The organism is Nocardia sp. alder85J, from assembly GCF_020176955.2.
Taxonomy (GTDB): Bacteria; Actinomycetota; Actinomycetes; order Mycobacteriales; family Mycobacteriaceae; genus Nocardia.
Window position 1 is genome coordinate 809,767 of the sequence record NZ_JAIUCZ020000002.1, and the last position, 21,943, is coordinate 831,709.

21 protein-coding genes are annotated in these 21,943 nt (G+C 71.5%); 9 read left to right on the forward strand and 12 right to left on the reverse strand.

Going from position 1 to position 21,943, the window contains the following annotated elements; translation table 11 throughout:
- Positions 1-40: 40 nt before the first annotated feature.
- From LBW94_RS09875 to LBW94_RS09920, 10 genes are all read right to left on the reverse strand, one after another.
- A complete protein-coding gene (locus tag LBW94_RS09875) occupies positions 41-949 on the reverse strand; it encodes a 3-methyladenine DNA glycosylase (protein ID WP_225053323.1) in 909 nt (302 codons plus the stop codon).
- On the reverse strand, positions 946-2,010 hold the full coding sequence (locus LBW94_RS09880; protein WP_225053325.1) for a hemolysin family protein: 1,065 nt from the start codon (positions 2,008-2,010) through the stop codon (positions 946-948). Before LBW94_RS09880 ends, LBW94_RS09875 begins: the two co-directional genes overlap by 4 nt.
- A complete protein-coding gene (locus tag LBW94_RS09885; protein WP_225053327.1) occupies positions 2,003-3,382 on the reverse strand; it encodes a hemolysin family protein in 1,380 nt (459 codons plus the stop codon). The genes LBW94_RS09880 and LBW94_RS09885 overlap by 8 nt, the downstream gene beginning before the upstream one ends.
- A 690-nt stretch (positions 3,383-4,072) precedes the next feature.
- The gene (locus LBW94_RS09890; RefSeq protein WP_225053329.1) at positions 4,073-5,509 is read right to left on the reverse strand and encodes a GuaB1 family IMP dehydrogenase-related protein; all 1,437 of its coding nucleotides are present in this window, start codon (positions 5,507-5,509) and stop codon (positions 4,073-4,075) included.
- Positions 5,510-5,824: 315 nt separating this feature from the next.
- Positions 5,825-7,516: a DEAD/DEAH box helicase gene (locus tag LBW94_RS09895; RefSeq protein WP_225053829.1), complete on the reverse strand. Its 1,692-nt coding sequence runs from the start codon at positions 7,514-7,516 to the stop codon at positions 5,825-5,827.
- Positions 7,517-7,588: 72 nt separating this feature from the next.
- Positions 7,589-8,530 (reverse strand): M56 family metallopeptidase, encoded by a 942-nt coding sequence (locus tag LBW94_RS09900; RefSeq protein ID WP_225053331.1) that lies wholly within the window; start codon positions 8,528-8,530, stop codon positions 7,589-7,591.
- 53 nt (positions 8,531-8,583) lie between these two features.
- Positions 8,584-9,006: a BlaI/MecI/CopY family transcriptional regulator gene (locus tag LBW94_RS09905; protein WP_225053332.1), complete on the reverse strand. Its 423-nt coding sequence runs from the start codon at positions 9,004-9,006 to the stop codon at positions 8,584-8,586.
- A 78-nt stretch (positions 9,007-9,084) separates the two neighbouring features.
- The gene (locus LBW94_RS09910) at positions 9,085-9,939 is read right to left on the reverse strand and encodes an ABC transporter ATP-binding protein (RefSeq protein WP_225053830.1); all 855 of its coding nucleotides are present in this window, start codon (positions 9,937-9,939) and stop codon (positions 9,085-9,087) included.
- A gap of 227 nt (positions 9,940-10,166) precedes the next feature.
- Positions 10,167-11,183 carry a FecCD family ABC transporter permease gene (locus LBW94_RS09915; protein ID WP_225053832.1) on the reverse strand — a complete coding sequence of 339 codons (1,017 nt, stop codon included), beginning with the start codon at positions 11,181-11,183 and terminating at the stop codon, positions 10,167-10,169.
- Positions 11,184-11,380: 197 nt separating this feature from the next.
- The gene (locus LBW94_RS09920; RefSeq protein WP_225053334.1) at positions 11,381-12,430 is read right to left on the reverse strand and encodes a FecCD family ABC transporter permease; all 1,050 of its coding nucleotides are present in this window, start codon (positions 12,428-12,430) and stop codon (positions 11,381-11,383) included.
- A gap of 119 nt (positions 12,431-12,549) precedes the next feature.
- Between LBW94_RS09920 and LBW94_RS09925 the strand changes: the two genes are divergently transcribed.
- From LBW94_RS09925 to LBW94_RS09945, 5 genes are all read left to right on the forward strand, one after another.
- Positions 12,550-13,257 (forward strand): hypothetical protein, encoded by a 708-nt coding sequence (locus tag LBW94_RS09925; protein ID WP_225053336.1) that lies wholly within the window; start codon positions 12,550-12,552, stop codon positions 13,255-13,257.
- A gap of 145 nt (positions 13,258-13,402) precedes the next feature.
- A complete protein-coding gene (locus LBW94_RS09930; protein WP_225053338.1) occupies positions 13,403-13,837 on the forward strand; it encodes a PaaI family thioesterase in 435 nt (144 codons plus the stop codon).
- A gap of 121 nt (positions 13,838-13,958) precedes the next feature.
- A complete protein-coding gene (locus LBW94_RS09935) occupies positions 13,959-14,261 on the forward strand; it encodes an urease subunit gamma (protein WP_225053340.1) in 303 nt (100 codons plus the stop codon).
- Positions 14,262-14,310: 49 nt separating this feature from the next.
- Positions 14,311-14,622, forward strand: a complete 312-nt coding sequence (locus tag LBW94_RS09940; RefSeq protein WP_225053833.1) for an urease subunit beta — start codon at positions 14,311-14,313, stop codon at positions 14,620-14,622.
- Positions 14,622-16,343, forward strand: a complete 1,722-nt coding sequence (locus LBW94_RS09945; RefSeq protein ID WP_225053342.1) for an urease subunit alpha — start codon at positions 14,622-14,624, stop codon at positions 16,341-16,343. Before LBW94_RS09940 ends, LBW94_RS09945 begins: the two co-directional genes overlap by 1 nt.
- Positions 16,344-16,492: 149 nt before the next feature.
- On the opposite strand, the gene LBW94_RS09950 is transcribed toward LBW94_RS09945, so the two are convergent.
- Positions 16,493-17,188: a TetR/AcrR family transcriptional regulator gene (locus LBW94_RS09950; protein ID WP_225053343.1), complete on the reverse strand. Its 696-nt coding sequence runs from the start codon at positions 17,186-17,188 to the stop codon at positions 16,493-16,495.
- 91 nt (positions 17,189-17,279) lie between these two features.
- Between LBW94_RS09950 and LBW94_RS09955 the strand changes: the two genes are divergently transcribed.
- From LBW94_RS09955 to LBW94_RS09970, 4 genes are all read left to right on the forward strand, one after another.
- Complete coding sequence (locus tag LBW94_RS09955) at positions 17,280-18,800, forward strand: MFS transporter (protein WP_225053345.1); 1,521 nt, start codon at positions 17,280-17,282, stop codon at positions 18,798-18,800.
- A 104-nt stretch (positions 18,801-18,904) separates the two neighbouring features.
- On the forward strand, positions 18,905-19,537 hold the full coding sequence (locus tag LBW94_RS09960; protein WP_225053347.1) for an urease accessory protein UreF: 633 nt from the start codon (positions 18,905-18,907) through the stop codon (positions 19,535-19,537).
- 65 nt (positions 19,538-19,602) lie between these two features.
- Positions 19,603-20,304 (forward strand): urease accessory protein UreG, encoded by a 702-nt coding sequence (gene ureG, locus LBW94_RS09965; protein ID WP_225053348.1) that lies wholly within the window; start codon positions 19,603-19,605, stop codon positions 20,302-20,304.
- A complete protein-coding gene (locus tag LBW94_RS09970) occupies positions 20,294-21,031 on the forward strand; it encodes an urease accessory protein UreD (protein WP_225053350.1) in 738 nt (245 codons plus the stop codon). Before ureG ends, LBW94_RS09970 begins: the two co-directional genes overlap by 11 nt.
- Positions 21,032-21,141: 110 nt before the next feature.
- Here LBW94_RS09970 and LBW94_RS09975 read toward each other — a convergent pair whose 3' ends face one another.
- Positions 21,142-21,915, reverse strand: a complete 774-nt coding sequence (locus LBW94_RS09975; RefSeq protein ID WP_225053351.1) for a hypothetical protein — start codon at positions 21,913-21,915, stop codon at positions 21,142-21,144.
- Positions 21,916-21,943 lie beyond the last annotated feature (28 nt).

Here is a 21,943-nt window from a genome sequence, read left to right on the forward strand (position 1 = left end):
ACCATATACATTCCCGAAACAGGTGCGGTCGTGGCCTGGCTCACTGTCCGTCGAGGGCCCGTGCGGCGTCGAGCAGGATCTCCGCGGCGGCCAGCAGCCGGTCCCGCAGCGGACCGGCCCGCTCCGCCAGCCGGGACTGCTCGCGCACGTATTGTGCTCGCCCCGAGGGCGTTTCGATCGGGACCGCGGTGTAGCCCAGCTCCGACAGGTCGTACGGGCTGGCCCGCATATCCAGATCGCGTGCGGCGCAGGCCAGTTCGAAGCAGTCCAGCAGCAGGTCGGAGTCGATCAACGGGACCAGCTTGAATCCCCACTTGTACAGGTCCATGGTCGCGTGCAGGCAGCCCGGCTGCTCGCGGTGCACCTGATCGGCCCGGGTCAGCGCCTCGGCGTTGCGCGGCGCGGCCGCCGGGGTGAAGAAGCGGAAGGCGTCGAAATGCGTGCAGCGCAACGGCATCGAGTCCACCACCGCATCGGTGCCGGTGCTGCCCAGCCGCAGCGGCAGCTGCCGGTGCCGTACCTCGTCGGTGCGGTACACCATCGCCCACTCGTGCAGGCCGAAGCAGGACAGCTGCGCCGGCCGGGCCGCCGTGGCGCGCAGCAGGTCCACCACGAATTCGACGGTGCCGCGGCGGGCCAGCAGGAAGTCCGGATCCGCGGTCCGGGCGGGATCGCCGTCCGGGTGCCGCGGCGGCATCTCGTGGTAGCCGCGGGTGTTCGCGAACTCGCCCGCGTTCGCCAGCGCGATCCCGTAGCCGGGATGCCAGCGCCGCAACTGGGCCGGTGTGTGCCCGTAGTAGGTGAACAGGAAGTCGATCACCGGATGTGTCGCGCCGGTCGCGCGCCGGTCGAGATAGGCGCCGATCAGCGCGTCGACCCGTAACCGGTGCGCGGCCGCCCGGGCCCGCCAGGCGGGCTCGGGCAGCACCTCCGCAGGCGGCACGCTCATTCCGCGATCCGATGGGTGGCGTCGCGGACGGTGCCGACGAATTCCTCCACCAGATCCTCGAGGGCGACGATGCCGACGGTGGTGCCGCGGCTGTCGACCACCCGGCCGAGGTGACTGTTGGTGCGGCGCAGCCGCGCCAGCGCCTCGTAGAGGGTGGTGCCCATGCTCAGCGTCGGCAGCGGCCGGATGTCGGCGCGCGGGATCGGCGTCGCGGGCCCGGCGGCGTCGTCGGCGACCTTGTCCAGCACGTCCTTGACGTGCAGATAGCCGACCAGCGAACCGTCGTCGGCGCGGACCGGGTACCGGGAGAAGCCGGTCTCGGCGACGGCGGATTCGATGTCGCCGAGGGTGGTGCCGTCGCCGCGCAACGGCACCGACCGGGCCCTGGCCAGCTCCACCATCACGTCGGCGACGATCCGGTCGGTGGTGCCCAGCGCCTGGGTGAGGCGGCGGTGCTCCTCCTCGTCGAGCAGGCCCTCCGAGCGGGACTCGCCGATCATCTCGGCCAGCTCCACCGACGACACCGTGGCGTCGAGTTCGTCCTTCGGTTCGATCCGCAGCGCCCGCAGCGACAGGTTCGCCGCCATGTTGTACAGCGTGATCAGCGGCTTGGCCACCCGCAGCCACCACAGCAACACCGGCACCAGCAGCAGCGCGACGCGTTCCGGACCGGCCAGGGCGATGTTCTTCGGGATCATCTCGCCGAGCAGCATGTGCAGGACCACCACCAGCACCAGCGCACACGCGAACGAAATCGGCTGCACCAGCTGATCCGGCACCTGGAGCAGGTCGAACACCGGATGCAGCAGCCGCCCGGCGACCGGCTCGCCGATCCGGCCCAGCAGCAGCGAGCAGATGGTGACGCCGAGCTGGGCCGCCGCCAGCATCATCGACAGCTGCTCACCGGCCCGGATCACCGTGGTGGCGCCGCGCTTGCCCTGGGCGGCCAGCGCCTCCAGCCGATCGCGGCGGGCGGAGATCAGGGCGAACTCCGCGCCGACGAACAGCGCGTTGCCGGCGACCAGCACCAGCGTCAGCAGGACGGGAAACAGATCACTCATGGCTGAGCTCCCACAGCGCCAGCGCGCCGGCGTCGATCGGGGACAGCAGCACCCGGTCGATGCGGCGGCCGTCCATGCGCTCGACGGTGGCCAGCCAGCCACCGTCGGTGCGCGGTTCCAGCGGTTGGTTCTGGCCGGTGGGGCTGGGTAGAAGTACCTCGTCGCCGACCACCGGGATCCGGCCGAGCCGGGTCAGTACCAGGCCGCCCAAGGTTTCGTATTCGCCCTCGGGGGCGTCGTAGCCGGTGGTCCGGGCCACCTCGTCGATGCGCAGCAGGCCGGAGCAGTTCCAGCCGGCGGCGGTGCGGCGGACGTCGAGTTCCTCCTCGTCGTGCTCGTCGCGGACGTCGCCGAGGATCTCCTCGATGATGTCCTCCATCGTCACCAGGCCCGCGGTGCCGCCGTACTCGTCGACGACGAGCGCGACCTGCATACCGTCGGCGCGGACCCGCTCCAGCACCTCGTCGCCGTCCAGGCTGGCGGGCACGATCGGCACCGGCCGGGCCAGGGTTTGCAGGCGGATGGTGCCGCGTTGCGTGATCGGATAGCGGAACGCCTGTTTGATGTGCACGATGCCCAGGGTGTTGTCCAGATCGCCCTCGACGACCGGGAACCGGGAATAGCCGGTGCGCGCGGCGGCGGTGATCAGATCGGAGATGGTGTCGTCGCGATCCAGCGACTCGATCTTCACCCGCGGGGTCATCAACTCCTCGGCGCTGCGGTCGCCGAACTCCAGTGACCGGTTCACGACCTGGGCGGTGCGCTGGTCGAGCACGCCGCGTTGCGCGGAGGTGCGGACCAGCGAGCCGAGCTCCTCCGCGGAACGGGCCGAGCGCAACTCCTCCGCGGGCTCGATGCCCATCCGGCGTACCACCCAGTTGGCGGCGCCGTTGAGCAGTTTGATCAGCCAGGAGAACGCGGTGGAGAAGGCGATCATCGGGGCGGCGGAGGTGCGGGCCGCGGCCAGCGGGGCCGCGATCGCGATGTTCTTCGGCACCAGCTCGCCGTAGATCATCGACAGCGAGGTGGCCAGCACCAGCGCCAGTGCGATCGAAATACCCTGGGCGGCAACGGAACTCAGGCCCAGGGCGGTGCAGATCGGTGCGAACAGCCGGGCCAGCACCGGTTCGGCGATATAACCGGTGACCAGCGTGGTGATGGTGATCCCCAACTGCGCGCCGGACAACTGGAAGGAGAGGGTGTGATGCGCGTGGCGCACCTGTCGGGCGCGCCGGTCGCCGTCCCGGGCGTGCGCTTCGACGGTGCTGCGTTCGAGTGTGGTCAGCGAGAATTCCGCGGTGACGAACAGCGCGGTGCCCGCGGTGAGCGCGACGAAGCCGACCAGGCTGAGCAGAGTGATCAGGACCGACATGATCAACACCGCCGGAGATCGGGCGGGGACGATGCGGTGACGGGGACGCCGGGTTTGTCACCCGGCTCGGTAGAGGAGCCCTCCTGTGTGGCGCCCTCGGACGCGGGTGACAACTTGTTCCTTTCGCACGCTGAGTTCAGGGATGCGCCGAGCAGTGGGCGACCTCGCGAAGAGATCTCGTACCGCGCCCGGCGCCACTCATGTTACCGGCACCGGCCGACACCTTCTCTTCCACGCCGCACCGGTGCCGGTGACGCAGCTCACCGGCACCGACGGCCGCAGGTCGTCGCCGGGGGCGGCAGTCACCCCGGGGGCGAACCGGTTCACAAGCGCCGTGTGGCAGCGGTCGGCCGCTGCCGGGAGGCCGGAGTCGCGCGGCGCGTGGTGAGACCCGGCTCACCGGTCCGACGGCCGCGAGCCGGTCACCGGTCGGCGCCGGTGCGCGGTGATCCGGATCGTCGGTCCGACGGCTGTGGGCGGCCCACCACTGTGTGTCGGCGCGCGGCAATTCGGTTCATCGGTCCGACGGCTGTGGGCGGCCCACCACTGTGTGTCGGCGCGCGGCAATTCGGTTCATCGGTCCGACGGCTGTGGGCGGCCACCGTAATGTGTCGGTGCGCGGTGATCCGGTTCATCGGTCCGACGGCAGTGGGCGGTCACCGGTGGGGCGCTGTTGTGAGGTGAGCCGGTTCACCAGCCGGACGGCAGTGGGCGTCCTTCGGCGAAGCCGGCGGCGGACTGGATGCCGAGCACTGCCTTCTCGTGTAGTTCGGCGACGGTTCGCGCACCGGCGTAGGTGCAGGCGCTGCGCACTCCGGAGCAGATGTGGTCGATGAGGTCCTCGACACCCGGCCGCTCCGGGTCCAGGCGCATCCGGGAGGACGAGATGCCCTCCTCGAACAGCGCCTTGCGGGCCCGGTCGAAGCCGGAGTCGGTGGCGGTGCGGGCGGCGACGGCCCGCTTGGACGCCATGCCGAAGCTCTCCTTGTAGGCGTTGCCGTCGCGGTCGACGCGCAGGTCGCCCGGCGACTCGTAGGTGCCGGCGAACCAGGACCCGATCATCACGTTGGCGGCGCCGGCGGCCAGCGCGAGCGCCACATCGCGCGGATGCCGCACGCCGCCGTCGGCCCAGATGTGCACGCCCAGCTTCTTCGCCTCGTCGGCGCACTCCGCGACCGCGGAGAACTGCGGCCGCCCGACGCCGGTCATCATGCGGGTGGTGCACATCGCGCCCGGCCCGACTCCGACCTTGACGATATCGGCCCCGGCCGCCACCAGATCACGAGTTCCGGCCGCGGACACCACATTGCCCGCCACCAGCGGCACTCCCAGCCGCAGATCGGCCACCGACCGCAGTGCCTCCAGCATCCTCGCCTGATGCCCGTGCGCGGTGTCGATGACCAGCACATCCGCGCCGGCATCGACCAGCGCCTTCGCCTTCGCCGGAATATCGCCGTTGATGCCGACCGCCGCGGCGATCCGCAACCGCCCATGCGCGTCGACGGCCGGACTGTAGATGCCGGTGCGCACCGCGCCGGTGCGGGTCAGCACGCCCGCGAGGGTGCCGTCCTCCGCGTGCAGCACCGCCAGTTTCGCGTGCCGGGCCTCCAGCAGTTCGAAGATGTCGCGCGGACTCGTATCGGCGGCGGCGCTGACGAAATCGGTGATCGCGACATCACCCACCCGCGCGAACCGGTCGACGTCCGCACACCCGGCCTCGGTGACCACGCCGACCGGCTTCCCACCGTCGACCACCACCACCGCGCCGTGCGCCCGCTTGTGGATCAGCGCCAGCGCCTCGGACACCGAATGATCGGGCCCCAGCGCCACCGGCGTCTCGGCGACCAGCGACCGGCTCTTGACATAGGAGATGGTGTCCGACGCCGCACTGATCGGCAGATCCTGCGGCAGCACCACGATGCCGCCGCGCCGCGCGACCGTCTCCGCCATGCGCCGCCCCGCCACCGCGGTCATATTGGCGACCACGATCGGAATCGTGGTGCCCGTCCCGTCACCGGTCGACAGATCGACGTCGAAGCGCGACGCCACATCCGTGTGATTCGGCACCAGGAAGATGTCGTCGTAGGTGAGGTCGTACGGGGGCGTGTGACCGGGAAGGAATTGCACCCCCGCGATGGTACTGGACCACACCGACGTTCTCCGGCGGTTCCGGCGAGCTCCGCACAGCGACCCCGCCGTGCCGACCGGAGCAACCGGCCGCTGGCGGTCACCGGCCGGAGATCGGCAATCCCGCTGTGTCCAGCTCGAATCCGAGCGGATCGGGCAATAGGATCGGATCGCCGTACTTGCCGTGCAACGTGCCCTGGTATGCGCTGTCCCGCAGCTGGCCGTAGCAGGTCCAGGAGCTGTCTCGAGGATCGAGGATCGGCAGCCGTCCGACGCCTGCTTCCGCATACCAGGCGGTCTCGCTCGTGCGCAGGGTCAGCGGCCGCGGTTGCTGCGGTTGTGCCGGCTGCCGGTGGCCTTGCGGAAACGGGTGCCGGGTCGGGTGTCCGGGACGGTCCGGCGGTCGGTGGCATCGTCCTGGGCGGCGGCCGGATCGGGGACCGGGTTGCCGGAGGGCGGGCGAGCGCCGATGAGCGCCGCGATCGCGGAATCGCCTGGGCTGGAGCGTAATTCGGTGTACGTGATGGGTGCTTCGGCGAGCAGGGCCGTCACCGCGTCGTGGTCGTCGGGGGTGACCAGGGTCGCCACTGTTCCGGTGGCGCCCGCGCGGGCGGTGCGGCCCGCGCGGTGGATGTAGTCCTTGGCGTCCTGGGGCGGGTCGACGTGCAGGACCAGGGAGATGTCGTCGACGTGAATGCCGCGGGCGGCGATATCGGTCGCCACCAGGGCCGATGCGGCGCCGCCGGTGAAGGCGGCCAGGGCGCGGGTCCGCTGGTTCTGGGTCATGCCGCCGTGCAGGGCCACCGCCGCGATACCGGCTTCGCGCAGCTGCCGGGCGAGTTTGTCGGCGGCGAACTGGGTGCGGGCGAACAGCAGGGTGCGGCCGGGGCGGGCCGCGATCTCGGTGACGACGGTGCGCTTGTCGGCCTTGCGGACCAGCAGCAGGTAGTGCGATGCCGACGGTCGATTCGGCCCGCCCGCAGGATGTTCCGGTGTCCGGTGACCGATGTCGGCCCGGGACGTGCCGGGTCCGGACGGGCCTGCTTCGCGGCCGGTCTGCCCGAGCCGGTTCGAATCCCGTTGTCCGGCAAGTGGACTGACGTCGCTCGGGGTGTTGCTGCCGGTCTCGGCGGGACGGTCCGCCGGCGTCCCGGTGCGGTCCCGGGTCGAATTCGTGGCGCCTGCAACCGGATCGGCGTCGCTTGCCGCCGGACCGATGCTGCTCGCTGCCGGATCGGCGTCGCCCGCCGGTGGGACGGTGCCGGTGGCTGCCGCATCGTCGTCGCGATCGGCCGCGTCGATGTCTCCGGAATTCGACTGTGTAGCAAGAGATTTGTCTCGAGCGGTGGGGATGGTGTGGTGGATGGGGGTGCGGAGGTAGCGGGTGGTGAGGGTGTCGACGGCGGCGTCCAGGGTGGCGGAGAAGAGGAGGTGCTGGGCGTCGGGGGGGATGTGGTCGAGCAGGGTGGTGACCTGGTCGAGGAAGCCGAGTTCGGACATGTGGTCGGCCTCGTCGATGGTGACCACGCGGACCGCTTCGAGGCGGGCGGCGCCGTGGGCGATCAGGTCGGCGAGGCGGCCGGGGGTGGCGACGAGCAGGTCGGCGCCGCGGGCCAGTCGGTCGATCTGGCGTTTGATCGGCACGCCGCCGACGGCGGTGGCCAGCCGCAGGCCGAGGGCGAGGGCCGGTTCGTCGAGGGCGCGTTCGATCTGGAGGGCCAGTTCGCGGGTGGGGGCCAGGATCAGGCCGCGGGGTTTCTTCGGGGCGGAGGCGCCGCGGGTGAGGCGGACCAGCATCGGCAGGCCGAAGGCGAGGGTTTTGCCGGAACCGGTGGCGGCGCGGCCGAGTACGTCGTGCCCGGCGAGGATGTCGGGGATGACGGCGGCCTGGATCGGGAAGGCGGTCTCCAGGCCGTCGCGGCGCAGGGCCTGCACCAGGACGGCCGGTAGGCCGAGGTCGGCGAACCGGACCGGAGCCGCGACGGCCCCGCCGCCGTTTCCGGACATCCCTGCGTCAGGCACGGACACCTCCGCTGCCGGGCAGCGACGCCTCTGCGTCAGGCACGGACACCTCCGCGGTCAGACACGGAACAACCGGCTCAGCTCGACCAGCCACGGGATGGCCACCGCGAGGGTGGGCACGACCAGCAGTGCCGCCGCTGCCAGATAGGCCGCCGTGGCGATGCGGGGGTCGCCGAGCGGTCCGGCGAGGCGCTGGATGCGGATCAGGGTGGTGGGGCCGCCGACGGCCATCGCGCCCTGGGGTGCGGTGGAATTCGAGCAGGCGACCAGGGCGCGGGCCAGCGGGGTGGGACCGGTGGCCTTCACCGCTGTGTCGTCGGCCAGCAGTTCGATCAGCAGCTTCACCGAATCCAGGGCCGATTTGCTGCGGACCACCCGGGGGAACGCCTCGTGCGCGGCGGTGAACGCCTCCAGCACCAGATCGTGCCGGGCGCGCAGGTGGGAACGCTCGTGGCTGACGATGGCGGTCAGTTCGGACTCGGACAAATTGGTGAAGGTGCCCTGGCTGAGCACCACGCGGCGGCGCAGGCCGGGCAGGCAGTAGGCGATCGGCTCGGCGGCGGCCAGCACCCGGATGTCGGCGGCGCGATGCTGATCCGCGCTGCCCTGGTCCAGCAGGTCGACCAGCATGCGGTGGCGGGCTCGGCGGCGGCGGGTGTGCACGCCGACGCGGATCACCGCGTAGATCAGCCGCGCGCCGACGAGCAGGGTGAGGGCGAAGACGACGACGTAGCTCAGCCACAGCGGCAGGCCGAGCGCCGCGATCTCCCGGGTCGGCGAGGTGGTGGGACGGCCGTTCTGTCCGGGGACCAGCAGCAGGCTCGCGATGGCCAGCCCCGAACCGAAGGCGCTGAGCACGGCTGCCAGGGCCACCGACTGCCACAGCACCAGAGCCGCTCGCGGACTGCGGTACGGCCACGCGGCTCGACCGAGCAGCGCCGGCACCGGTCCTGCGAGCAGCAAGGCGAGACCGGCGAAGATCGGCGCGGTTGCATTCATGCTCAGCTCACTGCGTTGTGGGGGCTCCTGGCGGCCGAGTTCGCGGGCACACGCTACTGCGGCGGGGCGACTCCGGTGTCCTCGTCGTCGGTCGCGGTGCCTGCGGCCTCGGCTGCTTCGAGCTTAGCGAGTGCCTCCCGCAGTGCGGCAGCCTCGTCCTTGCCGACCTGTTCCACGAAGTGCACCAGCGCCGCCCGGCGGCTGCCGACCTCGTCGGCCTGCTGCAACGCGTCGACCATGAGGCTGGCCACGAGTTCGTCGCGGGTGTGCACGGGTGCGTACCGATGGGCCCGATCGTCGCGCTGCTGCACGACCAGGTTTTTCTTCGCCAGTCGCTGGAGCACGGTCATCACCGTGGTGTAGGCGAGCTCACGGCGCGCCGCCAGGGCCTCGTGGACCTGCCGGACCGTCTGCGGTTCGTCGGCCGACCACAACTGGTCCATGACCGCTTTCTCGAGTTCACCAAGACCTGCCATTCCTCCGAGTTTACGGAGGCAACGACGCGAATGCGTACTACAGGTCGTCGTAACCAGTCGACAGCCATGTGGTATTTTTCATAGTTCGACCGTCCCCACGTCGGGTCCGCCGATGGTACCGACCACGTGCCGAGTGCCGATCGGAATGATCAGCGGTCGCCCGGACACCGGGTCGGAGTGCACCTCGGCCCGCAGTCCGAACACGTCGCGCAGCAGTTGCTCGTCGATCACCGTGCCGGGGGCGCCCTGGGCCACCACCCGGCCCGCGTGCATGACGATCAGCCGGTCGCTGTAGCGCGCGGCCAGATTGAGGTCGTGCAGCACCATCACCACCGTGCGGCCCAGATCGGCGTGCAGCTGGTCCACCAGGTCGAGCACCTCCAGCGAATGCGCCAGATCCAGGTAGGTGGTCGGCTCGTCGAGCAGCAGGATGTCGGTGCCCTGCGCCAGCGCCATCGAGATCCAGGCCCGCTGCCGCTGCCCGCCGGACAGTTCGTCGAGGGTGCGATCGGCCAGGTCGGCGACGCCGGTGCGGGCCAGCGCGTCCGCCACCTTCTGATGGTCGTCGGAGGACCACTGCCGCAGCCAGGACTGATGCGGATGCCGTCCGCGCGCGACCAGATCGGCGACGGTCAGCCCCTCCGGCGCCACCGGCGTCTGCGGCAGCATGCCGATGAGGCGGGCGACCTCGCGGGTGTTCATGGTCGCGATCGCCCGGCCGTCGAGCAGCACCCGGCCCGCCCGCGGCCGCAGCAGCCGTCCCAGTGTGCGCAGCAGGGTCGATTTGCCGCATCCGTTGGGGCCGATGATCGTGGTGACCAGCCCGGGTTCGATGTCGAGGGTGAGCCCGTCGATCACCACCCGCCCGCCGTATCCGACACTGATCCCGTCCGCCGCCAACCGCGGGGCCGCCGAAACATCCTGTGCGACAATACTGTTCGATCGACCGACTGCTGCCGCGCCGGAACCGGCCGCCGGGCCGTGGCTTTCGGCTGTCGCGTGGCGGTCGGCGGTGGCCGGATCGCCGCCGGTCGCCGGGACGTCGGCGGATGCGGAGTTGCCGCCCGTTGCCGTGGATTCGGCGAGTCGGTCGCGCGTGGCGCCGGTGCCCGGTGCGATGGCCGTGGCATCGGGGGCCGGTGTGCCGCAAGTGGTGTCGGTCATGGGCGCGCGGCCTTCCGGTTGATACGAACGAGCAGGAACAGCAGGAGGGGAGCGCCGCAGGCGGCGGTGACGATGCCGACGGGCAGGTCCACCGGTACCACCGTGCGGGCGGCCACGTCACCGGCCAGGACGATCAGCGCTCCGCAGAGGGCGGAGCCGAGGATCGGTTCGCCGGGCAGGCGCAGCAGCCGCCGGGCGATCTGCGGGGCGGCCAGGCCGACGAACGTCAGCGGGCCGACCGCCGCGGTGGCCAGGGCGGCGGCGATCACGGCGGTGCCGATCAGCAGCGCCTGCGCGGTCTGCACCCGCACCCCGAGGATTCGCACGGTCTCCTCGCCGAACCGCAGCGCCGCCAGGGTGCGGACCGAGGCGGCGGCGCCCGCGAGTACCAGCGCCAGCCCGATCGCGGCCGGGACGGTCCGGCCCCAGTCCGCGCCGGCGAGCGAACCGGTCAGCCACAGCTGCGCGCGGCCCGCGTCGGCGGGTGAGGTCAGGGTCAGCAGCCAGCTCACCCCGGCGGTCAGCATGGTGTTGATCCCGATGCCGATGAGTACCAAGCGGATTCCGGAGACCCCGGCCGAACCGGCGCCGTCGCGCCGCCAGGCCAGCAGATAGATGACGACGGCCGTGACCAGCCCGCCCGCCAGCGCGGCCAGCGGTACGCCGACGGTTACGGCCAGTCCCGAACTCGCCGCGCCGCTGCCGATCACCGCGACCGCCGCGAAACTCGCACCCGTCCCGATGCCCAGTACGTCCGGGCTGGCCAGCGGATTGCGCAGGATCGACTGGGTGACCGCGCCCGCGAGCCCGAGCCCGGCCCCGGCGATCACCGCGGTGGCCGCGCGCGGCAGCCGCGACTCCAGGATCACGAACCGCTGCCCGTGGGTTCCGCCACCGCCGAGCACATCCAGCACCCGGCCCAGCGGAATCTGATACTCGCCCACCGAGATGTCGACGGCGAACAGCACGAACACCGCCGCCGCCAGCGCGATCACCAGCGACAGCACGAACATCCGCCGGACCGTGGAGAACGGGCCGATCCGGATCGCGGGGCGCACCCGTGACAGCGCATCGACCGCAGCCGACGTGGTCGCCGTCGCAGCGGTTCCTGCCGTGGTGGTCGCCGCCACCGGGCTCGTCGCTGTCGAGCTCCGATCTGTCGTCACTGTTGCACCCACTGCCGAATTGCGTTCCACGCCACCATGTCCGTTCACAGGCCGAGCGTCCGGCGGCGGCGGACCAGGAAGACGAAGCCGGGGGCGCCGACGGCTGCCAGGACGACGGCGGCCTGCACCTCGCCGGGGCGGGCGACGACCCGGCCGGCGACGTCGGCCAGCAGCAGCATGAGGGCGCCCAGCAGGCCCGAATAGGGCAGCAGCCAGCGGTGATCCGGTCCGGTGATCATGCGGGCCAGGTGCGGGACCACCAGGCCGAGGAAGGCGATCGGGCCCACCGCCGCGGTCGCCGCGCCGGTGAGCAGCACCACCGCCACCAGTCCGAGCGCGCGATTGCGGCCGATGTGCACGCCCAGGCCGCGGGCCACGTCGTCGCCGAGGGTGAGGGCGTTCAGGCCGGGGGCGGCCGCGACGGCCAGCACCGCGCCGAGTGCGATGAACGGGGTCACCTGGCGTAACACCCCCGCGTCGTGCCCGGCGACCGAGCCCACGACCCAGAATCGGTAACTGTCCAGGGCGGTGTGATCGAGCAGGATCACCGCGTTGGTCAGGGCTTGCAGCAGGGCGGTGACCGCGGCCCCGGCCAGCACCAGGCTCAGCGGACTCGCGAGGGCGCCGCCCGCGGCCGAGGCGGCGAACACCACCAGTCCGGCCAGCAGCGCGCCGGCGAAGGCGAACCAGATGTACTGCCGCGGCGCGGTCAGCGCGAACAGGTGGATGCCGAGGACGGCCGCGAACGCGGCGCCGGCGTTGAGGCCCAGCAGCCCGGCATCGGCGAGCGGATTGCGGGTGTAGCCCTGGATCAGCGCGCCCGCGATGCCCAGCGCCAGCCCGCACACGATCGCGAGACCGGTACGGGGCAGCCGCAGTTCGCGCACGATCTGGTCCGCGGAGGTGCGGGCCGGGCAGTGCAGCGGCCAGTCGCCGGGGCAGGTGAGGGCGTGATAGACGGTGTCCGGCGACAATGCCCGGGCGCCCACCGCGATGCCCAGCACCGCGGCGCACAGCACGAGCACGGTGAGGCCGGCCAATCCCGCGGCGAGCGACGGCTTTCCATGCCCTCGGCGAGTGACTACAGCGGTCACGGTGACGAATAACTCCTGACGGTTCCAACCATTGCCGGGTAAGTCTGGTAAGCCTAACCTATCTTTCGTTCTCGGCCGCAGCGCCGACTTCGGACGACCCCGCACCTGAAGGAGGTTCGATGTCCGCACCGATGCCCGCGTGCCCCGCACCGCACCACGAGCCCGCGTTCGGGCAGATCTGCGCCAGGCTGCGCGCACTGCAACCGGACCACCCTCGCGTCTACGCCGTCGCCGATATGGCCGACCTGGGCAGACGTCGCTGGTGGCGGCTCGCCGACGGCATTCGCGAGGGCCGGATCGAGCTGATGTACCGGCGCCACGTCGCCGAGATGACCAGTCCCGAGATCGCCGCCGAGGTGGTGGCGACGGCGCTGATCCACGGCGTGATCGGCCGCGTCACCGCGCTGCTGGTGGCCGACGGGCGGGCCTGGGATCCGGGGCTGGAGAACCTCTGGATGCACACCGACAGCGACGGCGGCCTGGACTGGGCCGGTCTGGACGACACCACGCTGCGGGTGTCGGCCGGCGATCGGCTGGCCGGCGCGCCCGGCGTGGTCACGCTGCCGTGCGAGCAGGCGCTGTTCGTCTGGCTGGCGCATCGCTGCGAGCCGGCATTGCGGCTGGTGCAGCACACCATGTTCCGCTGTGCCGGGCTGAGCCCGCGGCGGTTCTGGGCGCTGGTCGGGGAGTGCGTGCGGGGTGCGGCGACCTACGTTCCGGATCTGGCCCGCACCTCGTCGGCCCGGGGCAGCGCGCGTGGGCAGGGCTTCGTCGCGGCGCTCGAGGAGCGCGGACTTCCGGTGCGTCGCGCTTGCCTTGTTAGGTAAGGCTGTCCTACAATCGAATTCGGCGTCCGGATCGAGCGCGAGTCCCGAGGGCTGCGGTCGACTCCCCGATTCGAGCCGCGGCGGGTCCCATCTCCCGGATGGGACCCGCCGTTTCTGCTTCTCCGCGGTGTGTAACGCTGGATTCATGACCGAGCAAGATCATCCCGTGTCCCTGGCCGACATCTCGCCCGAGGCGCTGAACGCCCTCAGCGGCGACAGCTTCAGCGATCAGATCGGCCTGAAGTTCACCGAGCTGAGCCCCGATCGGGCCGCCGGTGAGCTGGTGGTGACCCCGCGGCTGTTCCAGCCGCACGGGATCGTGCACGGCGGCGTGTACTGCGCCGTCATCGAGACGCTGGCCAGCGTGGCCGCCGCGACCTGGTTCGGGGAGCGCGGCCGCGTCGTCGGGGTCAACAACAACACCGACTTCCTGCGCGCGACCACCGAGGGCACGCTGCGTGGCGTCGCGACGCCGGTGCATCGCGGGCGTTCGCAGCAGCTGTGGCTGGTGGTGCTGACCGACGACCAGGACCGGGTGGTGGCCCGCGGTCAGGTGCGGTTGCAGAACCTCACGGCCTGAGAACGGGCCGGTCGGCCCGCGCGGCGGTATGCCGCGGCCGGGCATTCCCGGCAATCGGTCGGCGCGACGAGGTGCCGCGCGCGTGCCACAATGTCGCGCACATACTTTCCGAGGAGCACGCATGCGATTGTCGCCGCACGAGCAGGAACGGCTCATGCTCAGCTACGCGGCCGAACTGGCTCGTCGCCGGCAGGCGCGCGGACTGAAGCTCAACTATCCCGAGGCGGTCGCGGTCATCACCGACCATGTCCTCGAGGGTGCGCGCGACGGCCGGACCGTGGCGGAACTGATGGCCTCCGGCCGCACGGTGCTCGGCCGCGACGATGTCATGGACGGCATCCCGGAGATGATCGACGACGTCCAGGTCGAGGCGACCTTCCCGGACGGCACCAAACTCGTCACCGTTCACCATCCCATCGGCTAGGGCGCGCATGGCACACGACCTTCCGGACTCGGGCGCCGTGCGCTCGGGCCTGATTCCCGGCGAATACCTCTTCGCCGACGACGACATCGAGATCAACCCGGGCGCCGAGCGGATCGAGCTGGACGTGCTCAACACCGGCGACCGGCCGATCCAGATCGGCAGCCACGTGCACTTCCCGCAGGCCAACACGGCGCTGGAATTCGACCGCGAAGCCGCCCACGGCCGGCGGCTCGATATTCCCGCCGGTACCGCGGTGCGCTTCGAACCCGGTCTGGGGCAACGGGTTTCGCTGGTCCCGCTGCGCGGGACCCGGGAGGTCCACGGTATCGGCCTGCACGCTCCCGGAAAGCTGGACCACTGATGGCATCGATCTCCCGCGCCCGCTACGCGGCGCTGTTCGGCCCGACCACCGGGGACCGGATCCGCTTGGCCGACACCGATCTTCTGGTCGAGATCACCGAGGACCGCAGTGGCGGACCGGGAATCGCCGGTGACGAGGCCGTCTTCGGTGGCGGCAAGGTGCTGCGCGAATCGATGGGCCAGGGCCGCGCCACTCGCGCCGAGGGCGCCCCGGACACCGTGATCACCGGTGCGGTGATCATCGACTACTGGGGAATCGTCAAGGCCGACATCGGTATTCGCGACGGTCGCATCGTCGGCATCGGCAAGGCGGGTAATCCCGACACGATGGACGGCGTGCATCCGGAACTGGTGGTGGGCCCGTCCACCGAGATCATCGCCGGGAACGGGAAGATCCTCACCGCCGGGGCGCTGGACACCCACGTGCACTTCATCTGCCCGCAACTGGTGCCGGAGGCGCTCGGCGCGGGCATCACCACACTGGCCGGTGGCGGCACCGGCCCGGCCGAGGGCAGCAAGGCCACCACCGTCACCCCCGGCGCCTGGCATCTGGGCCGGATGCTGGAGGCGATGGATCTGTGGCCGGTGAACGTGCTGCTGCTCGGCAAGGGCAACACCGTGCGCCAGGAGGCGCTGTGGGAGCAGTTGCGCGGCGGCGCGGGCGGTTTCAAGCTGCACGAGGACTGGGGGTCGACCCCGGCGGCGATCGATGCCAGCCTGACCGTCGCCGACGCCTCGGGGGTGCAGGTGGCGCTGCACTCGGACACGCTCAACGAGGCCGGATTCGTCGAGGACACCATCGCCGCGATCCGGGGCCGGGCCATCAACGCGTATCACGTGGAGGGGGCCGGCGGCGGGCACGCGCCGGACATCATCACCCTCGCCGGCGTCGCGAATGTGCTGCCCGGCTCGACCAATCCGACCCGGCCGCACACGATCAACACCATCGACGAGCATCTGGACATGCTCATGGTGTGCCATCACCTGAACCCGGCGGTCCCGGAGGATCTGGCCTTCGCGGAGAGCCGGATCCGGCCGTCCACCATCGCGGCCGAGGATCTGCTGCACGACCTGGGCGCGATCTCGATGATGAGCTCCGACTCGCAGGCGATGGGCCGCATCGGCGAGGTGGTGATGCGCACCTGGCAGACCGCGCACGTGATGAAACGCCGTCGCGGCGCGCTGGCCGGCGACGGGCGCGCCGACAACAACCGGGTGCGGCGGTACGTGGCGAAATACACCATCTGCCCGGCGGTCGCGCACGGTCTCGACCACGAGATCGGGTCGGTGGAGGTCGGGAAGCTGGCCGATCTGGTGCTGTGGGACACCAAGTTCTTCGGGGTGCGGCCGGATCTGGTGCTCAAGGGCGGCACCATCGCCTGGGCGGCGATGGGCGACGCGAACGCCTCCATCCCGACCCCGCAGCCGGTGCTGCCGCGCCCGATGTTCGGGGCCGCGCCCGGCGTGGTCGCGGGCACCTCGCTGCACTTCGTCTCCGAGCAGGCGATCGAGGACGGCCTGGCCGAGCGGCTGCGGGTGCAGCGCGCGCTCGTGCCGGTCGCGAACGTCCGCCGGCGGACCAAGGCGGACATGCCGAACAACGACGCCCTGCCCCGCATCGAGGTCGACCCGGACACGTTCACCGTCCGCATCGACGGTGAGGTCTGGGAGGAGCAGCCCGCCACCGAACTGCCGATGGCGCAGCGCTACTTCCTGTTCTGAGCTGCCTGCCCGGTCGCGACCGCGCCGGGCATACCGCAGGGGGCCGATCTGCTCGCGGTGCGGAGCCGCAGCGTGGGTGTGCGGCAGGCCGTGGCGGGTGGTGCGGGGGAGTCCCCGATCACCGCCCGCCACGTGCGTGACGCCCGGCCTCAGGCGCCGGTGGTGTCGAACGCCGAGGCGCCCGCGCCCGCCTGGGCGGCGAAGCCGTCGCAGAGGGCGTCGAGGCCCGCGCACAGCAGCCGGTACGGGTCGAGCAGGTCGCCGCGGCCGGAGCCGACCAGCGGCTCCAGGGCGGCGGGGACCGGCCAGCGCGGTTCGCCGTCGAGCAGGGCGGCCAGGCCGGACGGTTCCTCCTTGTCGCTGTCGTGTTCGGCGAGGAAACCGACGCTGACCTGCTGTACCGCGATCCCGGCCAGATAGCTCCACAGCGACAGCGTCATCCGGGTGGCCGCGCGGGGGTCGGCGGTGAGCTCGCCGAATCCGGCGACCAGCCAGTCCAGGCAGGCCAGACTGTGCGGGCCGAAGTTGTAGCGCGGCACCGCGAAGGTGAACAGCACCCACGGATGCTGTTGGTACAGCTGCCAATCGATCTCACCGGCGACCCGGACGCGGTCGCGCCACGTCCAGTCCGGCGCCGGTTCCGGGTAGGGGTGCCGCCGCGCGACCTCGTCGGTCATCGCGGCGAGCAGTGCGTCCTTGTTCGGGATGTGCCGATACAGCGACATGGCCCCCACCCCCATGCGATCGGCGATCCGGCGCATGGACAACGCGTCCAGCCCGGTGTCGTCGGCCATGGCGACCGCGGCGTCGACGATGGCGGCGCGGGTGAGCTTCGGCTCGGTCATGGGATGTTTCGCTTTCGTTTCTGGAACCCTTTGCGTACACTGTACTCAGTTTTGCCTCGCGTACGACGTACGCATCGCCGGAAGGGAAGAGATGACCGCGACCGATATCGGCGTGCCCGATGCCGCGCAGCGGCGGGCGCCCACTGCCGCGCGGCAGCGGCGTGCCTGGCTGGGCCTGGCGATGCTGCTGCTGCCCGTGCTGCTGGTGTCGATGGATGTGTCGGTGCTGTTCCTCGCGATGCCGACATTGAGCGCGGCGCTGGATCCGTCCGCGGTCCAGCAGCTGTGGATTCTCGACGTCTACGGGTTCGTGCTGGCCGGGTTGCTGATCACCATGGGTAATCTGGGCGACCGGTTCGGCCGCCGCCGGATCCTGCTCGGCGGGGCGGCGGTGTTCGGCCTCGGATCGGTGCTGGGTGCGTTCGCGCCGAGCGCCGCCGTGCTGATCGCGGCCCGGACACTGATGGGTATCGGCGGCGCCACCCTGCTGCCGTCGAGCCTGGCGCTGATCACCGCGCTGTTCGCCGACCGGCGGTCGCGGGCCACCGCCGTCGGCATCTGGACGGCGTTCTTCGCCGGTGGGTCCGCGCTCGGGCCGATCCTCGGCGGACTGCTGCTGAACCACTTCTGGTGGGGTTCGGCGTTCCTGGTCAATCTGCCGGTGCTGGTGGTGTTCCTGGCGCTGGGCCCGCTGCTGCTGCCCGAGCATCGCGCCGGCCGCGGCCCGCTCGATCCGATCAGCGTGGTGCTGTCGGTGGGCGGCATCCTGCCGCTGATCTATGCCCTCAAACATGCCGCCGCCGAGGGGTTCGTGCTCGCGGACGGGCTGCTCGCGGTGCTCGGCGCGGGCCTGCTGCTGCTGTTTCTGCGGCGGCAGCGGCACCTCGACGACCCGCTGCTGGATCTGAGCCTGTTCCGGCGGGCGAGTTTCACCGTCGCCGTCGCCTCCAGTACCGCCGGCATGCTGGCGCTGGCCGGAATCAGCTACCTGACCAGCATCTATCTGCAATCGGTCACCGGCCGCGACCCGCTCGCCGCGGCGGTGCTCGGCATCCCGGCGGCCGTGGTGGTGTTCACCGTCTCGATGAGCGGCAGCCGGATCGGCCGCCGGTTGGGTGCGGGCGCCTCGTTCGTCCTGGCCCTGGGCACCGCCGCGGTGGGCAACCTGCTGCTGCTCGGCATCGGCGTGGACGGCGGCGTCGGCTGGTACGTGGCCGGATCGACGATCGCCGGATTCGGCTACGGGCTGTGCTTCACCCTGGTGTCGGAGGTCGCCATCTCGGCGGTGCCGCCGGATCGGGCGGGCGCCGCGGCCGGCGTCTCGGAGACCAGTTTCGAACTCGGCAACGGGCTGGGGCTGTCGCTGCTGGGATCGCTGGTGACGCTGGTGTTCCGCTCGAAGGGCGCCTTCGGATCCACGCTCGGTGAGACGCTCGAGCACGGTGACTCCGGGCTCGTCCACGCCGCCCGCGCCGCCTACGTCAGCGGTGTGCACATCGCGATCGTGGTGGCCGCGACGCTGCTGGCGGTGATGGCGGTGACCGCGCTGCTGGTGAGCCGGCGGGCCGCGGGTGCGCTTCGGACTCGAGGGTATGGGCGGCCGGTGCGATGATGCGGCCGGCCCGGGTGGGCCGGGCTCGGGGTCGCGGGCCGGCGGTGCGCGCAGGGGGCCGTTCGGGCCTAGGATCGGGCGGTGCGGGATCCGGAGGTGTGGCGATGAGCGTGGCGATGGTGATGACGCTGGCGGATTCGCGGTTGCCGATCGGCGGGCATGTGCATTCCGGGGGTGTCGAGGAGGCGGTGGTCTCCGGCCTGGTGCGGGATGTGGCGTCGGTGGAGGCGTATCTGCGGCGGCGGGTCCGGACCTCGGGGCTGGTGGCGGCGTCGCTGGCGGCCGCGGTGCGGGCGGGCACGCTGGATCCGGAGCGGGCCGAGGCCGAGGCGGACGCCCGGACGCCCGCGCCGGCGGCGCGGACCGCGTCGCGGGCACAGGGGCGCGGATTGTTGCGGCTGGCGAAACAGGTGTGGCCGCAACAGGATTGGCGCGGGCTTGAGGCCCGGCCGCACCTGTCGACGGTGTTCGGGGTGGTCGCGGGCGCGGCGGACCTCACGCCGGGGCAGATCGCCGGGGTCGTCGTCTACACGACCATGACCGGGGCCGCGACCGCCGCGCAGCGGTTGCTGGCACTGGATCCGGCCGCCGTCGCCGCCTGTACCGTGCGGCTCACCGAGCTGTGTGATCGGACCGCGGCCGAGGCGGTCACCGGCCTCGCCGCCCTGTCCGATCCGTTGCAGGACGTGCTCGCCCAGCGCCACGGACAGCGGGCGATGCCGCTGTTCGCCTCGTAGTAGCCGGAGTAACACAGCATTTACGTGGGTGCGCCAGGATGGGCGCGGAAGCGAAGGAGAGCGATATGCCACCACATCTGATCGACGGCGAACCGCACGACCACGGCCACGACCGCCCGAAACGGGAACGCACCGCGGGCGAGCCGGTGCGGATCGGTATCGGCGGGCCGGTCGGATCGGGGAAGACCGCGCTGGTGGCCGCGCTGTGCCGGGAATTGCGCGACGAACTGTCGCTGGCGGTGCTGACCAACGACATCTACACCACGGAGGACGCCGACTTCCTGCGGCGGCACGCGGTGCTGCCGGACCAGCGGATCGCCGCCGTGCAGACCGGCGGCTGCCCGCACACCGCGATCCGCGACGACATCACCGCCAATCTGGACGCCATCGACGATCTGATCGAGACCAATCCGCCGCTGGACCTGATCCTGGTGGAATCCGGCGGCGACAATCTCACCGCGACCTTCTCCTCCGGCCTGATCGACGTGCAGATCTTCGTCGTCGACGTGGCCGGTGGCGACAAGGTGCCGCGCAAGGGTGGTCCCGGCGTGACGTACTCCGATCTGCTGGTGATCAACAAGACCGATCTGGCTCCGCTGGTCGGCGCGGATCTCGGTGTGATGGAACGGGATTCGACCGCCGTGCGGGAGGGCCGGCCGTTCGTGTTCACGTCGCTGACCGGGGATCCGGCCGCCACCGCGGTGCTGGCATGGGTCCGGGCCCAGGTGCGGGCCGTCGCCGACGCGGATGCCGCGATTGCGCACTGAGCTGCGGATTCTCGCACGGCCGGGCGCTTGGCCGGATATCCGTGCGACGGGTGCGATGTCGGCGCGGGCCACCGCACTCGACACCGTCCATCTGGTCGGCACCGCGGCCACCCCGGTGGGCGGGGACGAACTGGATATCGAGATCCGGGTGGCCGCCGGGGCCCGGCTGCGGCTGCGCACGGTCGCCGCGACCGTCGCCCTGCCCGGCCGCGAGACGTCGCTGTCGCGGGCACACTGGCGGCTGACGGTGGGACCCGGCGGGTATCTGGACTTCGCCCCGGAACCGACGGTGGTCGCCGACGGCGCCGAACACCACGCCCGCACCACGGTGGACCTGGCCGCCGATGCCCGGCTGCACCTGGCCGAGCACGTGCAGATCGGCCGCACCGGCGAGGACGAGGGCCGCTGGCGTGGCGATCTGATCGCCGACCGCGGCGGTCTGCCGCTGCTCCGGCACCGCCTGGAACTGGGTGCGGGCGCGACCACCGACGACCTGCTCACCGCCCCCCGCGCACTGGTGAGCATCCTGAGAGTTCCCGACGACACCGCCGCCCGGACCGGCGGATCGGCCGCCCTGCTCCCCCTGGCCGCTGGCGGCACCCTGTTCACCTGGACAGGAGGGTCGCTCGCCGAGTACCGTGCCGTCCCTCTCGATGAGACGCCGTCGGCGGCGAGCGCGACGCGATTCCCCGCGCGCAACTCTGCGGTATCTGCCGGTTTGCCCTGAATGCCGTTGTGCAGCAGAGGCACAGCCGGCTGGAAGTCCGCCTGGGACAGCAAGGGGCGGGAGGCCGGATTACGGCCTCCCGCCCCGGTCGAGCACCCTGGGTGATCGGGTCAGATATCCCCGAGCACGCGGGAGGGGGCGGTGAGACCGCCCACCGCGCCGACCGCGGCACCGACACCCGCGCCCAGTGCGGCGGCGGGGATGGTGATCACCGCGGCGCCCACGGCCGCACCGAGCAGCGGACCGGCGACCAGGCCGATCGGCAGGAACGGCACACCCGCGATCAGCCCGCACAGCCCGCCCATCGCCGCCGCGCTCAGCGTCAGCGGTGTCGCCGCGCTCGCGCCCACCACCGCGCCCATGGCGGCGGTGCCCACGGTCTGACCGGCGATGCGATCCGAGCGGCTGCGTTCCATGCCGATCGAGTCCAGGAAGGTGGCGATGCCGGCTTCCGCCTGCGCCGACGTGTCGTTGACCATGATCGCCTGATCACGGTTGATCCACTCGGGCGCGTCGACCTGCACGTCACCGAAGCGGAACTTGCCCGGCGGCGGCGCGATCGGCGGCACCGGCGCGACCGACACCGGAGTGTGCAGCGTCCCGATCGGAGCCAGGTAGTGATGATTCGGCAGCGCCCGGGCCGTCTGCAACGAGCTGAGCTCGTTGTGCGGAATGTGCATGCCCTCGTAGGGCTGCTCGTTCGGCGAGTCGGCGGCCGGCCACTGCGGCGCATCTTCTTGTTGCGCGATCGGCAGAGTACCGGCGGCTGCGTTCGCAGTGCCGGCTCCGACGACCGCCAGGACTAGTGGGACGGCACCCGCCGCCACCACCGTGCCCACCCGATTGCGATGCGGGTTGGGCGCCCTGTGTTTACCTGCGGCCATACACGACCTTTCGTTCGGGGGAATGTCG